General features: G+C 69.9%; 14 protein-coding genes. 8 read left to right on the forward strand and 6 right to left on the reverse strand.

Going from position 1 to position 14580, the window contains the following annotated elements:
- Positions 1-91: 91 nt before the first annotated feature.
- Positions 92-592 carry a GNAT family N-acetyltransferase gene (locus tag OV208_RS00915; protein WP_267571884.1) on the forward strand — a complete coding sequence of 167 codons (501 nt, stop codon included), beginning with the start codon at positions 92-94 and terminating at the stop codon, positions 590-592.
- Between the two features lie 3 nt (positions 593-595).
- Here the strand turns inward: OV208_RS00915 and OV208_RS00920 are convergent, their stop codons facing one another.
- Positions 596-1042 (reverse strand): hypothetical protein, encoded by a 447-nt coding sequence (locus OV208_RS00920; protein ID WP_267571885.1) that lies wholly within the window; start codon positions 1040-1042, stop codon positions 596-598.
- 157 nt (positions 1043-1199) lie between these two features.
- Between OV208_RS00920 and OV208_RS00925 the strand changes: the two genes are divergently transcribed.
- Entirely contained in the window at positions 1200-1946 is a 747-nt protein-coding gene (locus tag OV208_RS00925) for an endonuclease III domain-containing protein (RefSeq protein WP_267571886.1), read from the forward strand.
- Between the two features lie 11 nt (positions 1947-1957).
- Here the strand turns inward: OV208_RS00925 and OV208_RS00930 are convergent, their stop codons facing one another.
- On the reverse strand, positions 1958-3229 hold the full coding sequence (locus OV208_RS00930; RefSeq protein WP_267571887.1) for a phospholipase D-like domain-containing protein: 1272 nt from the start codon (positions 3227-3229) through the stop codon (positions 1958-1960).
- 145 nt (positions 3230-3374) lie between these two features.
- Here OV208_RS00930 and OV208_RS00935 point away from each other — a divergent pair, with 145 nt between their 5' ends.
- From OV208_RS00935 to OV208_RS00955, 5 genes are all read left to right on the forward strand, one after another.
- Entirely contained in the window at positions 3375-5780 is a 2406-nt protein-coding gene (locus OV208_RS00935) for an acyl-CoA dehydrogenase (RefSeq protein ID WP_267571888.1), read from the forward strand.
- A gap of 38 nt (positions 5781-5818) precedes the next feature.
- Complete coding sequence (locus OV208_RS00940; protein ID WP_267572787.1) at positions 5819-6292, forward strand: ester cyclase; 474 nt, start codon at positions 5819-5821, stop codon at positions 6290-6292.
- An 83-nt stretch (positions 6293-6375) separates the two neighbouring features.
- Positions 6376-7860 carry an MBL fold metallo-hydrolase gene (locus OV208_RS00945; RefSeq protein ID WP_267571889.1) on the forward strand — a complete coding sequence of 495 codons (1485 nt, stop codon included), beginning with the start codon at positions 6376-6378 and terminating at the stop codon, positions 7858-7860.
- Positions 7861-7884: 24 nt separating this feature from the next.
- The gene (locus tag OV208_RS00950; protein ID WP_267571890.1) at positions 7885-8301 is read left to right on the forward strand and encodes a DUF3293 domain-containing protein; all 417 of its coding nucleotides are present in this window, start codon (positions 7885-7887) and stop codon (positions 8299-8301) included.
- A gap of 183 nt (positions 8302-8484) precedes the next feature.
- On the forward strand, positions 8485-10395 hold the full coding sequence (locus OV208_RS00955; protein WP_267571891.1) for a bifunctional metallophosphatase/5'-nucleotidase: 1911 nt from the start codon (positions 8485-8487) through the stop codon (positions 10393-10395).
- A gap of 12 nt (positions 10396-10407) precedes the next feature.
- On the opposite strand, the gene OV208_RS00960 is transcribed toward OV208_RS00955, so the two are convergent.
- From OV208_RS00960 to fumC, 3 genes are all read right to left on the reverse strand, one after another.
- Positions 10408-10725, reverse strand: a complete 318-nt coding sequence (locus tag OV208_RS00960) for a hypothetical protein (RefSeq protein WP_267571892.1) — start codon at positions 10723-10725, stop codon at positions 10408-10410.
- A gap of 212 nt (positions 10726-10937) precedes the next feature.
- On the reverse strand, positions 10938-11534 hold the full coding sequence (clpP, locus tag OV208_RS00965; protein ID WP_120539272.1) for an ATP-dependent Clp endopeptidase proteolytic subunit ClpP: 597 nt from the start codon (positions 11532-11534) through the stop codon (positions 10938-10940).
- Between the two features lie 221 nt (positions 11535-11755).
- Positions 11756-13153, reverse strand: coding sequence for a class II fumarate hydratase (gene fumC, locus OV208_RS00970; protein ID WP_267571893.1), 1398 nt, complete (start codon positions 13151-13153; stop codon positions 11756-11758).
- Positions 13154-13377: 224 nt separating this feature from the next.
- Here fumC and OV208_RS00975 point away from each other — a divergent pair, with 224 nt between their 5' ends.
- Positions 13378-13857 carry an MOSC domain-containing protein gene (locus tag OV208_RS00975; protein ID WP_267571894.1) on the forward strand — a complete coding sequence of 160 codons (480 nt, stop codon included), beginning with the start codon at positions 13378-13380 and terminating at the stop codon, positions 13855-13857.
- Here OV208_RS00975 and OV208_RS00980 read toward each other — a convergent pair whose 3' ends face one another.
- Complete coding sequence (locus OV208_RS00980; RefSeq protein ID WP_267571895.1) at positions 13858-14436, reverse strand: Uma2 family endonuclease; 579 nt, start codon at positions 14434-14436, stop codon at positions 13858-13860.
- Between the last annotated feature and the right edge of the window lie 144 nt (positions 14437-14580).

Consider the following 14580-nt stretch of genomic DNA (forward strand, 5'->3'; position numbering starts at 1 on the left):
GTGCGGTGGGCGGGTGGCACCTGTGCAGATCGCTGCACACGTGCACACCCGACGCTGGCCGCCGGGAACGACTCATGGGACCGTGGAGGTCATGAGCACGGACCTGACGTTGCGGCCCATCGAGGCCCGGGATGACGCGGCGGTGGCGGCGGTCATCCGAGCGGTGATGCCGGAGTTCGGAGCGGACGGCCCGGGCTTCGCCATCCACGACCCCGAAGTGGACGCGATGAGCGAGGCCTATACCCGGCCCCGGCACGCCTATTTCGTCGTCGAACATGAGGGTCGGGTGGTGGGAGGCGGAGGCATCGCGCCGCTGGACGGAGGCGCGCCGGACGTCTGCGAGCTGCGCAAGATGTACTTCCTGCCGCAGGCCCGGGGCCACGGCGTGGGCGAGCGCTTGTTGAGACACTGTCTGGAGTTCGCGCGCGGTGCCGACTATCGCCAATGCTACCTGGAAACGCTGGCCGGCATGGCGCAGGCACAGAAGCTCTATCAGCGGCTCGGCTTTGAAACCCTCTGTGCCCCCATGGGCCGCACCGGGCACTTCGGCTGCGACTGCTGGTACGCGCTGGACCTCACCAAGGGTGCCTGAGCGCTACGGCATGAAGGCACGGCGCGCGAGGATCTTGCCCTCGGGGGACACCGCGTACAGTTCGAACCAGTCGAACTCCAGGCTGCTGCCCACGGGCCAGCCACATCGGTCGATGCGTCGGTCAACGCGAACGAAATAGACCCCGCCCTCCTGCCCCACCACCACATCCAGCGAGCGAGCAGACGACTCGCACGCGCCCGCATCCTGTTTGGGGAAGCTGGCCAGCACGCGTTGAAGCACGGCATGGGCCGCAAGGACCGCTGGGCCCTCCAGGGTCGCGAGCGGTTGCAGGTCGGTGGGCCACCGGATGCCCGCGTCCGCCGACCCCGTGGGTGTCGCGGCGCTCCCAGCATCCTCCTTCACCGCGACCCCGGCATCGGGACGCATGGAGGTGCCTCCGCCGTCCGCCGCGAGCGACACCAGGACAAGGACGTGATGGGGCTTCAGCAAACAGCACCTCTCTCGCAGGGACGATGAATCAGCATCATCGGGGGTAGCACGCACCAAGAAGTGAAGCTGCCTGCTCTCTCTCCCATGAAGGAAGCAGCGAGTGCAACGCGGCGAGTTTGGTACTCCAGACCCAACTTGTCAGGTCAGGAGGCCCCGCATGGCGGACAAACCCACGACAGCCCCACGCCGCGCACCCCGTGCCCAGAGTGCACGCACCGCGCACGCGGCCACGGTCCGGACAGACAAACTCCCGTTCAACATCGAGGAGGTCCTGCACCGCATCCGCCACGAGGTGCGCTCCTTCGCCGACGCCGCGATGTTCGAACTCGCCGCCAAGGGCCACAGCTCCCTCTTCGAGCAGCTCATCGCGTGCATCCTCTCCATCCGCACACTCGATGAAGTCAGCCTGCCCGCGTCCCTGCGCCTCCTGAGCCGCGCGCCCACCCCGGACGCCCTGGCCCGCCTCAAGCCCCAAGACATCGACGCGCTCATCCAGCCCGTCACCTTCCACGAAGCCAAGGCGTATCAAGTCCACGCCATCGCCGTGCGCACCCGCGACGAGTTCCACGGCCAGCTCCCCGCCGACTCCGCCGTGCTCCAGTCCTTCAAGGGCGTGGGTCCCAAGTGCGCGCACCTGGCCCTGGGCATCGCATGCGGCCACGAGGTCATCAGCGTGGACATCCACGTCCACCGCGTCACCAACCGCTGGGGCTACGTGAAGGCCTCTACGCCGGAGCGCACGCTCGCCGCGCTCGAAGCCGTGCTCCCCCGCCCCTACTGGGTGGAGCTCAACCGGCTCCTCGTCCCCTTTGGCAAACACGTGTGCACCGGCTCCCGCCCGAAGTGCTCCACGTGTCCCGTGCTCCCCTATTGCCGACAGGAGGGTGTCACCTCCCACCGATAGACAGACAGCGCCTACCGGTCATGCCCCGCGAACTGCGTGGCCCGCCGCGCGAACCTCCGCCACGGGTTCGTCCGGCCGCCGTTCTCCAGGGTGATCTCCTTCGAGTGCCGGATGTCCTTCTCCCAGCACCCCTCCATCTTCGCGGCGATCTCCTTGTCCTCGAACACCAGCGACCCCTCGCTCAACTTGTTGAGCGACAGCGCATCCAGGTTCGTGGAGCCCACCACGCACAGCCAGTCATCCACGAGCATCGTCTTCGAATGCAACATCGCCGGCTGGTACTCCCAGATGCGCACGCCCGCCGCCAACAGCCGCTCATAGGTGGAGCGCTGCGACGCGCGCACCACCGGCACGTCGTGGTGCGGCCCCGGCCCCAGCACGCGCACGTCCACGCCCTGCCGGACCTTCACCTCCAACTGCTCCAGGATGTCGTTGGGCGGCGTGAAGTACGCATTGGCGATCCACAACCGCTTCGTCGCCGCGGCCACCACCAGCCGCACCATCCGCTCCGCCTCCGTGATGCCCAACCGGCCAGAGCTGTCGATGAACGCCGCACACCCCCCACCGTCCGCCTCCAGCTCCGGGAACGCCTCGCGCGGCAACAACCCGCCGCCCGACTCCTGCCAGTGCTTCGCGAAGGTGACCTGGAAGCGCCGGACCTCCGGGCCCTCCACGCGGATGTGCGTGTCGCGCCAGTTGTCCTCCTTCAGCCCGTCGCCCTCCCACACCTTCCAGATGCCGAAGCCGCCCGTGTACGCGATGCGGCCGTCCACCACGACGATCTTCTGGTGCGAACGCCCCAGGAGCCGGCCCAGCACCTTGCCCGCGAGCAGCCGGTAGTAGTGCACCTCCACGCCCGCGTCGGTGAGCCGCTTCTCCACCTTCTGGTCGAAGTCCTTGTCCCCGGTGGTCTCCTCGCTGCCCACCGGATCCACGACGACGCGGCACTGCACGCCCGCGCGGGAACGCTCGATGAGCGCCTCCACGAAGCGGTCCGACAGCTCACACGGTCGCCAGATGTAGACGAGCATGTGGACGCTGTGCTTCGCCGCGCGGATGTCCTCCAACATCCGGTCGAAGACCTGGCTGTTCTCCAACAGGTGCATCCGGTGCCCGGGCGACAGAGCCACGCCCGTGGACTGGTAGAGCGCGAAGGAGAAGCCCTCCGGACCGGGCGGTAGTTCGAACGGTCCCTGCATCTCGTGCTTCCGGTTCGTACTGTCCCCATCGAACCCATGGGCCCCCGGCTGGGGCAGCAGTTCCACGTCCTGGAGCTCGCTCATGGGCTGCAACGTAGGAACGGACAAGCCCCCGGGGCAGTCCATCGCCTGTTTCCTTGGCCGCAAGGTGAACAGGACTCCATTCCGTCGTTGCCGCCACCTTCCACCATGGCGAGACTGCGCCCGTTCCCTCGCCTGGAGAGATTTCATGCTCGATGCCACTTCGCGTCCCTCCGCCCGGGAGCTGCTGTCGCAGTCCGGATTGGCCCCGCTCATCCCCATGCTCTACGTCGCCTGGACGGACGGCGAGCTGACGTCCGAGGAGCTGCGCGCCCTGGGCACCGCCGCCCGCGCCCAGCCCTGGCTGAACCTCAAGGCCAGCAGCGTCCTGGCCCTCTGGGTGGATCCGCTGCGTCCGCCCTCCCCTCGCGAGCTGTCCCTGGTGCGCGACCACATCCGCGCCACCGCCGAACGGCTGGCCACCAGCAACCAGCAGAACCTCGCGGAGCTGGGCGTGCAGTTGGCCCAGGTGCTCGCCGGTGAGGCGCCGCTGGAGGTGCCCGTGGCGGAGCTCGCCCAGGCCCTGCACGCGCTGGAGGCCACGCTGGGTGTGGACGGCAAGGAGGCGGTGCGCTCCCTGATGCCCCACGCGTCGCGCGCCCCCCACGCCGAGGCGCGCTCGCACACGGCGTCCTTCGACCCTGCCGCGATGACCGACGTGCTGGAGCGCACCTACCGCGGCGTGCGCAAGCAGGTGCGCGGTTGGCTGGAGGACGCGGACTTCCGTTACAAGGAAGGGCTGGACACCGACGCGTACCGCGACCAGGTATTCGACTGGCTCAAGCACCTGGCCAACGACGGGCTGGGCCAGCTCGCCTTCCCCAAGGGGCGCGAGGGCGGCGCGGACCTGGGCGCGTTCATCGCCGCCTTCGAGACGATGGCCTTCTTCGATTTGAGCCTCGTCATCAAGGCGGGCGTCCACTTCGGCCTGTTCGGCTCCAGCATCCTGTTCCTGGGCACGAAGCGGCACCACCAGCAGTACCTGCCGCAGGTCGCGTCCCTGGAGCTGCCCGGCTGCTTCGCGATGAGCGAACTGGGCCACGGTTCCAACGTGCGCGACTGCGAGACGGTGGCCCGCTACGACGCGGACACGCGCGAGTTCGTCATCGACACGCCGTCGGAGACCGCGCGCAAGGAGTGGATTGGCAACGCCGCCCGGCACGCGCGCATGGCCACCGTGTTCGCCCAACTGGAAGTGGACGGTGAGCGGCTGGGCGTGCACGCGCTGCTGGTGCCGCTGCGCGACATGCACGGCAAGGTGCTCAAGGGCATCCGCATCGAGGATTGCGGCGAGAAGATGGGCCTCAACGGCGTGGACAACGGCCGGCTGTGGTTCACCAACGTCCGCGTGCCGCGCGAGAACCTGTTGGACCGCTACGGGCAGGTGACGGAGGCCGGCGAGTACACCAGCGCCATCACCGGCGACTCCAAGCGATTCTTCACCATGCTGGGAGCGCTGGTGGCGGGCCGCGTGAGCGTGGCGTGCGCTTCCTTGAGCGCGGCCAAGAGCGCGCTGACCATCGCCGTGCGCTACGGCGACCTGCGCCGCCAGTTCGGCCCCACCGGTTCGCGCGAGGTGCGCCTCCTGGACCACCAGTCGCACCAACTGCGCCTGCTGCCGCTCGTCGCCAAGGCGTACGCGCTGGATTTCGCGCTGGAGTACCTGGTGGACCGCTACGTCCACCGCACGGAGGACGACGCGCGTGAAGTGGAGGCGCTGGCGGCGGGCCTCAAGGCCTACGCGTCGTGGAACGCCACCGCCACCGTGCAGGAGTCTCGCGAGGCGTGCGGCGGCCAGGGCTACCTCACCGCGAACCGGCTGCCGTCCCTCAAGGCCGACACCGACGTGTTCACCACCTTCGAGGGTGACAACACCGTCCTCATGCAACTGGTCGCCAAGGGCCTGCTCACCGGCTACCGCCAGCGCTTCGAGGACGACCGCGTCTTCGCGGTGCTCAAGCTCATCGTCGACCGCGCGGCCACGGTGGTGACGGACAGGAACCCCATCGCGGGCCGGCGCACCGACAGCGACCACCTGCGCGACAGCGACTTCCACCTGCGCGCGCTGCGGTTCCGCGAGGAGGAGATCCTCTCCTCGGTGTCCAAGCGCATCCGCAAGCGGCTCACCGCGGGCGTGGAGGCGTTCGAGGCCTTCAACCAGGTGCAAACCCACCTGCTGGCCCTGGCCCACGCGAGCGTGGAGCGCATCGTGCTGGAGCAGTTCCTGCTGGGCGTGGCGGCGGTGAAGGATGAAGCGCTCAAGCCGGTGCTGGGACGGCTGGCGGACCTGTTCGGCCTCTCCTGCCTGGAGTCCGCCAGCGGCTGGTTCCTGGAGCACGGCTGGCTGGAGGCGCCCAAGGCGAAGGCCATCCGCAAGGAGCGCGTGAAGCTGTGCGCGGAGCTGCGGCCGGACGCGGTGGGGCTGGTGGACGCATTCGGGATCCCCGACTCGTGCCTTTCGGCGCCCATCGGATTGGGGCGGCTGGCGCCCGGCGGTGAACGCTTCGATGACGTGGCGGCTGACGGCGGCTCGGCGGGCTCGCGCGCGACATGAGGACACGTGCGTGGTGGGGAGTGTTGGGGCTCGTGGGGATGACCGGTTGCGCGGCGGTATCCCCGGCGGAGCGGGCCCAACGGGTGAGCGCGGACAACAAGGAGCGCGCGCGCCTGTTCACCGAGGAGGTCTACAACCAGAAGCGCCTGGACCGCATCGCCGAGTACGTCGCGGCCGACTACGTGGACCGCTCGGAGGATGCACCGGCGCGGCTCCGGGGCCCGGAGGTGGTGCGCACCCAGGCCCAGGCCGGCTTCGCGCTCTTCCCGGACCTGCGGTTCGAGCTGCTCCACGTCCTCGCGGAGGACGACTGGGTGCTGGTGCGCTGGCGCGCGGTGGGCACCGACGCCCAGGGCCCCATGGACGACGACGGCAGGCCGCGCGCGGTGACGCTCCAGGGCGATTCGCTGTACCGGCTGCGCGACGGCCGCTTCGTGGAGTCGTGGGACCTCACGGACCGGCTCTCCCCGCTGCTCCAGCGGGGCTACAAGGTCGTGCCTCCGACGCCCTGACGCCGCCCCGTGGTCGCGCCGACCCCCCAGGAACTCGCGGCTTCCCATTGACACCCGCGCACCGGACCCATCAGGGTCCGGGCATGAAGATGAATGCCGGGCCCATCCGGGCCGCCGACAAGGCCCGCCAGAGCGCCTTCCGCACGGCCTTTCCGCCCCACGGCCCCCAGGGTTCCTCCTGGGGAAGCAAGCTGCTGCGGGTGCTGGGCTGGGGGCTCGTGCTGTTGAGCGCCTTCCTGCTCGTCGTCGTCTTCGACGGGTGGGAGTCCTTTGGCCAGGGCGCGCATGGCGCACGGCGAGAGCGGATGGAGAAGTCCCCGCAGTGGAAGGACGGCGGCTTCGTCAATCCGCAGCCCATCATCAACCACTGGGAAGAGTCCCTGTCGGACATGTTCCATTCGAGCCCCGACAGCGCGCCCCAGACGCCGCTGACGGTGCCGCCCATCGACCCGAAGCGCTTCGCCACGCCGCCGCCGGGCGGGCTGCGCGTCACCTGGCTGGGGCACTCGTCCACGCTGGTGGAGGTGGACGGGCACCGCGTGCTCACGGATCCGATGTGGGGCGAGCGCACCTCGCCGCTGGGGTGGATTGGCCCGAAGCGCTGGTTCCCCGCGCCCATCGCGCTCAGCGACCTGCCGCCCATCGACGCGGTGGTCATCTCCCACGACCACTACGACCACCTGGACTTCGCGACCATCACCGCGATGAAGGACTGGAACACCACCTTCGTCGTGCCGTTGGGCATTGGCGCGCACCTGGAATACTGGGGCGTGCCCGCGTCGCGCATCGTGGAGCTGGACTGGTGGGAGCGCACGCGCGTGAAGGGGTTGGACATCGTGTGCACGCCGTCGCGGCATGCGTCGGGCCGGTTCCTCCAGCAGAACAAGACGCTGTGGGCGGGCTGGGCGCTGGTCGGCTCCCAACACCGCGTCTACTACTCCGGCGACACCGGCTTGTTCCCCGCGATGGAGGAGATTGGCGCGAAGCTGGGGCCCTTCGACCTGGCGATGATTGAAGCGGGCCAGTACGGCGCGGGCTGGCCGGACTGGCACCTGGGGCCGGAGCAGGCCGTGCTCGCGCACCGGCTGGTGCGCGGCCGGGTGTTGCTGCCCGTGCACTGGGGGCTCGTCACCCTGGCGGCCCACGGCTGGACGGAGCCCCTGGAGCGCTCGCTGGTGGCCGCGAAGCATGACGGGGTGAGCATCACCTCGCCCCGGCTCGGGCAGGACTTCCTCCCGCAGGCGCCGCCCACGGAGCGCTGGTGGCCCGAAGTGCCGTGGCGGACCGCGCAGCAGGACCCCATCACGGCCAGCCAGATTCCGCCCGAGCTCCTCGTGGGACATCCGGCCCTGCCGCCCATCGCGGCGCCCTCGGCCCCGGCTCCGGCAACCGCGCCCACCCAGGCCGCCACGCCGCCCGCCGCGACGCCGCCGCCCACGGATCCGCAGGGAACCACCGCCGCGCCCGTGAACCCCACCGCCGCGACGACTCCGACCACCGCGCCGCAGGGCCCCCCTGCCGCGCCCACGACGCCGCAGGGCGCGAGCGCCCAGGGCACGGTCCCCTAGTCCGCGAGGAAGCAGGGGGCCGCGATGGGTGACGAACCACTGCGCGAAGCCTTCCGGGCCACCGGCTACATCGTGCGCGCGCACCCCGGTGTCGGAGACATGAAGCACGTGCTGCGCGTGGACGCCCCGCACCCGCGACTCGACGCCGCGCTCACCGCGCACGGACACACGTCGTGGGCCTTCCTCACCGCGTGGAATCCGCACGCACGTGCGCGCTCCGCCCGGACCAACGCGCGGCTCCAGCGCGGCTTGCGCGACCTGCTCGAAGCCAGCGGCCATCATCCCGTGTCCGCCGTGGGTGTGGCGGACGACCGGAGCTGGTTCGAGGAGAGCCTCTTCGTCCCCGGCATGTCGCGCGAAGAGGCCCTGCGCATGGGCGGGCTGTTCCGCCAGAAGGCCGTGCTCTGGGGCCACGTGGACGGCGTCGCGGAGCTGCTGTAGAGCCCGAGGCCTCCCCTCCCCTGAGTCGCCCCCGCGTGTCGTTCACGTCACATCCGGGGGACGGCACCCATTCGCGACCCAGCCCTCACGCGGGCGCCATGCGACGGTGCCAGGGTCCCCGCCGTCCGGAGGGAAACCGCGTCACGGTCGTTCCTCCGCTGCCCGAATCCAGGAGCCGCCTCGATGCAGCCTTCCGTTCCCCCCGCGCAGGATGTCGCGCGTCCCAGCCGCTTCCTCCTCGCCGGTGCCTTCGTCACGGGCCTGCTGCTCGTCCTGCACGGCGGCTGCGGCAATCAAGAATGCGTGAACGCCTTCGACTGCGAGGAGGCGAACCCCGCGCCGGAAGGTCAGGGCTGGACCTGCGTCGAGCACGTCTGCAAGGCCGTCATCCCCCAGACGCCTCCGGAGACCGACGCGGGCACCAGCACCGATGCCGGTCCTCACGATGACGGTGGCACCGCCGCGACGGTGTCCGTGAAGGTCATCGCGTTCAACGACTTCCACGGACAGCTGGAGCCCGCGGGCGGCACCGGAGGACAGATCATCACGTCCCTGCTACCGGATGGCGGCGCGGCGGACCGCGTGAACGCGGGCGGCGCCGTGTACTTCGCCCGCCACGTCGCGGACCTGCGCGCGAAGAACCCGAACACGGTGGTGGTCTCCGCTGGTGACCTCATCGGCGCCACGCCGCTGCTCTCCGCGCTCTTCCACGACGAGCCCACCATCGAGGTCATGAACCAGGTGGGCCTGGACCTGGCCGCGGTGGGCAACCACGAGTTCGACGAAGGCGGCCCGGAGCTCCTGCGCATGCAGGCCGGCGGCTGCCACCCGGTGGACGGCTGCCAGGACGGCACCGGCTTCGAGGGCGCGCGGTTCAAGTACCTCGCAGCCAACGTGGCCACCGGCCCGGACCGCACCTTCTTCCCGCGCTACGACGTGCGCACCTTCGAGGGCGTGAAGGTGGCCTTCATCGGCATGACGCTGGAAGGCACGCCGCAGATCGTCACCCCGTCGGGCATCGCTGGCCTCACCTTCAAGGACGAGGTGGAGACCGTCAACGCGCTGGTGCCGGAGCTGAAGTCGCAGGGCGTGGGCGCCATCGTCGTCGTGGTGCACGAGGGCGGAATGCCCGCGCTCGACTCGCTCTACAACGAGTGCAAGGGCATCTCCGGCCCCATCCTGGACATCGCCCAGAAGCTGGACCCCGCCGTGAACGTCATCGTCAGCGGCCACACCCATCAGGCCTACAACTGCTCGCTGAGCGGCAAGCTCGTCACCAGCGCCTCCTCCGTGGGCCGGCTGCTCACGGACATCGACCTGACCCTGGACGCGAAGACGGGCGCCCTGACGCAGGTCCAGGCCCAGAACGTCATCGTCACCCGCACCGTGACGCCGGATCCCACCGTCACCGAACAGGTGGCCCGCTACAAGGGCCTGACGGCGCCGCTGGAAGCCCGCGTCATCGGCTGGATCGACCGGACACTCACGCGCGGCGACATCCTGAAGGACCCCACCGGCCAGGCCACCATGGGCTTCGTCATCGCGGACGCCCAGTTGGAAGCCACGAAGCCCGCGAACCTGGGCGGCGCCCAGATTGCCTTCATGAACCCGGGCGGCGTGCGGGCCGACCTCGTGCGCGACCCGGCCAACCCCAGCGACACCGGCTCCATCACCTACGGCGAGGCCTTCACCGTGCAGCCCTTCGGCAACAGCCTGGTCACCCTCACGCTCACGGGTGCGCAGCTTGAACGGTTGCTGGAGCAGCAGTTCCGCCCCGGCACGGCCACCCGCATCCTCCTGCCGTCCGCGGGCTTCTCCTACGCGTTCAGCGCGTCGGCGCCCCTGGGCTCCAAGGTGGACCCGGCCAGCATCCAGCTCAACGGCACCACCGTGGATCCCGCCGCCAGCTACCGCGTCACGGTGAACAGCTTCCTCGCGCCGGGCGGCGATGGCTTCACCGTCCTCTCGGAGGGCACGAACCCGCTGGGCGGCGCGGTGGATGCCGACGCGCTGGAGGCGTACCTGACGGCGAAGAGCACGGAGGCGAATCCCCTGCCGGCGCCCGCGCTCGACCGCATCACCCAGCTGCCGTAGCGCCCACGGTGCTCAGCGACCCGAGCCGCCCGTCGCGGGGCTCGCGTCGCTGGGCAGCCAGGTGCTGGAGGTGGGTTCGAACGTGGGCGTGATGTCCAGGCGGCGTGAGCCCGTCACGCGCTGCGCCAGCTCGTCGAAGTCCAGCTCCAGCAGCTTGCCGGAGCCCTGGTCAGGGAGCGCGAAGCGGATCCGCCAGTAGTTGGGACTGATGCGCACCGCCTCACCGCCCTCCGCCAGCAGGATGCCGTTCTGACGGGCGTACTCCGCTCCGGCGTCGACGACGTTGCGCTCGCCCAGCTCCGCCTGCACCGACGCGGATGAGGGAGGCACGGGCTGACGCCCCGTGGGTCCGACGGCACAACCAACACCCGCCAGGAGGGCAGGCAGGAGAGCGGCAATCACAGAGCGGGGCGCCATCACCAGACAGTGGGCACGCCAACGTCAAGCGGCACTGTGGGACAGTTGCGAATCGTCCGGCCGGCGCATGGCTGGCCGGAGCGACGGCGCGGGGAGTGCTCCCCCGGCCGCCGGGACAGCGGGGACTACTTGGGCGTCGGGATGCCCGCGCGCTCCACGACCTCGTCGATGAGGCCGTACTGCCGGGCCTCCTCGGCGCTCATGAAGTAGTCGCGCTCGGTGTCCTTCTCGATGCGCTCGATGGTGTGGCCCGTGTGCTTCACGAACAGGCCGTTGAGGTACGCGCGCAGGCGGAGGATCTCCTTGGCCTGGATGTCGATGTCCGTGGCCTGACCCTGCGCGCCGCCCAGCGGCTGGTGGATCATGATGCGGGCGTTGGGCAGGGCGTAGCGCTTGCCCTTGGAGCCCGCCAGCAGGAGCAGCGCGCCCGCGGAGGCCGCCTGACCCACGCAAATGGTGGACACGGGGCATTTGACGTACTGCATCGTGTCGTACATCGCGAGCGCCGCGGTGACGGAGCCACCGGGGGAGTTGATGTAGAGGTTGATGCCCTTGTCCGGGTCTTCGGACTCCAGGAACAGGAGCTGGGCGACGATGAGGTTGGCCACATCGTCGTTGATGGGCGTGCCCAGGAGGATGATGCGGTCCTTGAGCAGGCGGCTGTAGAGGTCGTACGCCCGCTCGCCGCGGTGCGTGGTCTCAATGACGAAGGGGACGTTCATGGCCCCCGTACCCTAATCGTCCCCGCGCCCGCGCGCTCCCTCCTTCTTGCCGGAGCGTGCGCTGTCCCACGCTTGGGAGGAATGGGAGGGGCAGCCCCACGTGGTGGACTGTGCGCCTGCCCCCTTCACGGCGTGTCCAGCGGAGGAGTTCGAGGCCAAGGAGCCCCAGTTGGACCTGGAAGGCGATGCGCAGCGCTTTTCCGGGCCCTGAAGCACCGCGCCTACAGGTTCCCGGTCATCTTCTCCGGGCGGACCCACTGGTCGAACTGCTCGGGGGTGACGAGCCCCAGCTCCACGGCGACCTCCTTGAGCGTCTTGCCCTGCTTGTGCGCCGTCTTGGCGATCTTCGCCGCGTTGTCGTAGCCGATGTGCGGGTTGAGGGCCGTCACCAGCATCAGGCTGCGCTGGAGGTTCTCCTGGAGGCGGGGGAGGTTCGGCTCGATGCCCACCGCGCAGTTCAGCCGGAAGCTGCGCATGCCGTCCGCCAGGAGCCGGCAGCTCTGCAGGAAGTTCTGGATGATGAGCGGCTTGAAGACGTTGAGCTCGAAGTTGCCGGACGCGCCGCCCAGGGAGATGGCCACGTCGTTGCCCATCACCTGGGCCGACAGCATGGTGAGCGCCTCGCTCTGCGTGGGGTTCACCTTGCCCGGCATGATGGAGCTGCCCGGCTCGTTCTCCGGGATGTTGATCTCCCCGATGCCCGAGCGCGGACCAGACGACAACCACCGGATGTCATTGGCCACCTTGAACAGCACCGCCGCCAGCCCCTTGAGCGCGCCGTGCGCCTGCACCAGCGCGTCGTTGGCGGCAAGCGCCTCGAACTTGTTGGGCGCGGTGACGAAGCCGTGGCCGGTGAGCTTTGAAATCTCCGCCGCCACGCCCTCGGCGTAGCCCGGGGGCGCGTTGAGGCCGGTGCCCACGGCGGTGCCGCCCAGCGCCAGCTCCAGCAGGTGCGGCAGCGCGGCTTCGATGTGGCCCTTCGCGCGCTCCAACTGCGCCACGTAGCCGCTGAACTCCTGGCCCAACGTGAGCGGCGTCGCGTCCTGGAGGTGCGTGCGGCCAATCTTCACGATGGACTGGAACGCCTGGGACTTCCGCGCCAGCACGTCGCGCAGGGCCACAAGCTCCGGCAGCACGTGCTTCACCACGGCCTCCACGGCGGCCACGCTCATCGCGGTGGGGAACACGTCGTTGGAGCTCTGCCCCTTGTTGACGTCGTCGTTGGCGTGGACCTTGCGGGCTTCCCCGCGCTCGCCGCCCAGCAGCTCCGAGGCGCGGTTGGCCAGCACCTCGTTGCAGTTCATGTTCGTCTGGGTGCCGCTGCCGGTCTGCCACACCAGCAGGGGGAACTCCTCTTCATGCTTGCCGGCGAGCACCTCGTCCGCGGCCTTCACGATGGCCTGGGCCTTCTCCTGGGTAAGCGAACCGTTCGCCTGGTTCACGAGCGCGGCGGCCTTCTTCACCAGCACCAGCGCGTGGACGAGCTCCGCGGGCATGCGCTCGCTGGAGATGGCGAAGTTCTGGCGGCTGCGCTGCGTCTGCGCGCCCCAGAGCCGGTCGGCGGGGACTTCGATGGGACCAAAGGTGTCCTTCTCGATGCGAACATTCTTCGTGCTCACGGTGCGGCCTCCCCATCAGGGAACAACGATGTCCAGGCGCCGGGCCCCCTCGCGAGGAGGGGAGTCGCACGGCGTCGCTGCCGCGATTAACACCCCCGCCCCGGCGCGGCAGGCCTGAGTGGAGGGCGGATGCCGCATCTCCAACGCTCGGGGCCTGGGAAGGCAGGCCCGTGCAGCCCCGCCTGCTCCTCACGCAGGAAGCGCGCGGGCGTTAGTGTCGCGCCGTGAGCCCCTCCGGCACCATCCGCGCCCTCTTCCTGGCCCAGGAGCGCAACACCCCCATGCGACAGGTCCCCGAGGCCCGGGCCGTGGAGCAGCACGGCTTCGAAGGGGACCGCCACCAGCGGCGCGCCGTGGGCCACAAGCGCCAGTTGCTGCTCGTGGACGAAGCGCAGCGGACCGCGCTGGACGTGCCCGTGGGCGCGCTCAAGGAGAACGTGCTGGTGGAGGGCCTGGCCCTGGACGCGCTACCGCCGGGCCAGCGGCTGGCGCTGGGCGCGGAGGTGGTGGTGGAGCTGACCGAACCGTGCGTGCCGTGCTGGAAGCTGGATGCGCTGCGCCCCGGACTGCTCAAGGAGAGCTGGGGCCGAAGGGGTCAGCTCGCCCGCGTGCTGAAGGCGGGCACCGTGCGCGAGGGTGATTCCGTGCGCCTGTTGGACGTGAACCCGGACGCGCCCCGCATCATCCGGCCGAAGCTGCCCTGATCACCGGCTCCAGAGCCTGCCCAGGTTCAGTGGCACCGCGTCGAAGGGCACGGCGTGCACGGCTCCGGAGCCCATGTGTGTGCCGAACAAGTGCCACTCGCCGTCCCGCAGGTGGTGGATCTCCAGCCCTTCGGCCAACGGGTCGATGAACCACAACCACTCCACGCCCTCGCGCGCGTAGACACGCATCTTCGGGCCCCGGTCCCACCGATAGGTGGACGGTGACAGCACCTCGCAGACCCAGTCGGGCGCCAGGGAGAAAACCGGCGTATCGGGCATGCTCGGCATCCGTTCCCGGCGCCAGCCGGCGAGGTCCGGAACCAGCGCATCACGGGAACCCGCGAAGCGCAGCTCCGGCTCATCCAGGATGAACCAACCACCGGGACCACCGCTGCCCTCGTCGAACGGGCCGTCCAGCCACCCGCCCAGCTTCGAAGCCGCCCGGGTGTGGCGTGACGCCGGCCTCGGACTGACGACCAGCTCCCCCTCGATGATCTCCCCCACCTTCGTCGGAGGCACATCCACCAGGTCGGCATACGTCGCCGGCCTCCCCTTCCCCTGCCCGTTGCCATCGCCCATGAGGAAAGAGGATGCCTCCTACCCCTGACATCCTCAAGCCGGCGACAACCCTGCCCCTGTGGACGCAGCCAGGAAGGCGGGTCCATGCAGCCCCGTCCGCCCTCGCGCGCAGCCCGCGAACCCAGACGGCCAACCCATGCAGCC

It is taken from the genome of Corallococcus sp. bb12-1 (assembly GCF_026626765.1).
GTDB classification, from domain to species: domain Bacteria; phylum Myxococcota; class Myxococcia; order Myxococcales; family Myxococcaceae; genus Corallococcus; species Corallococcus terminator.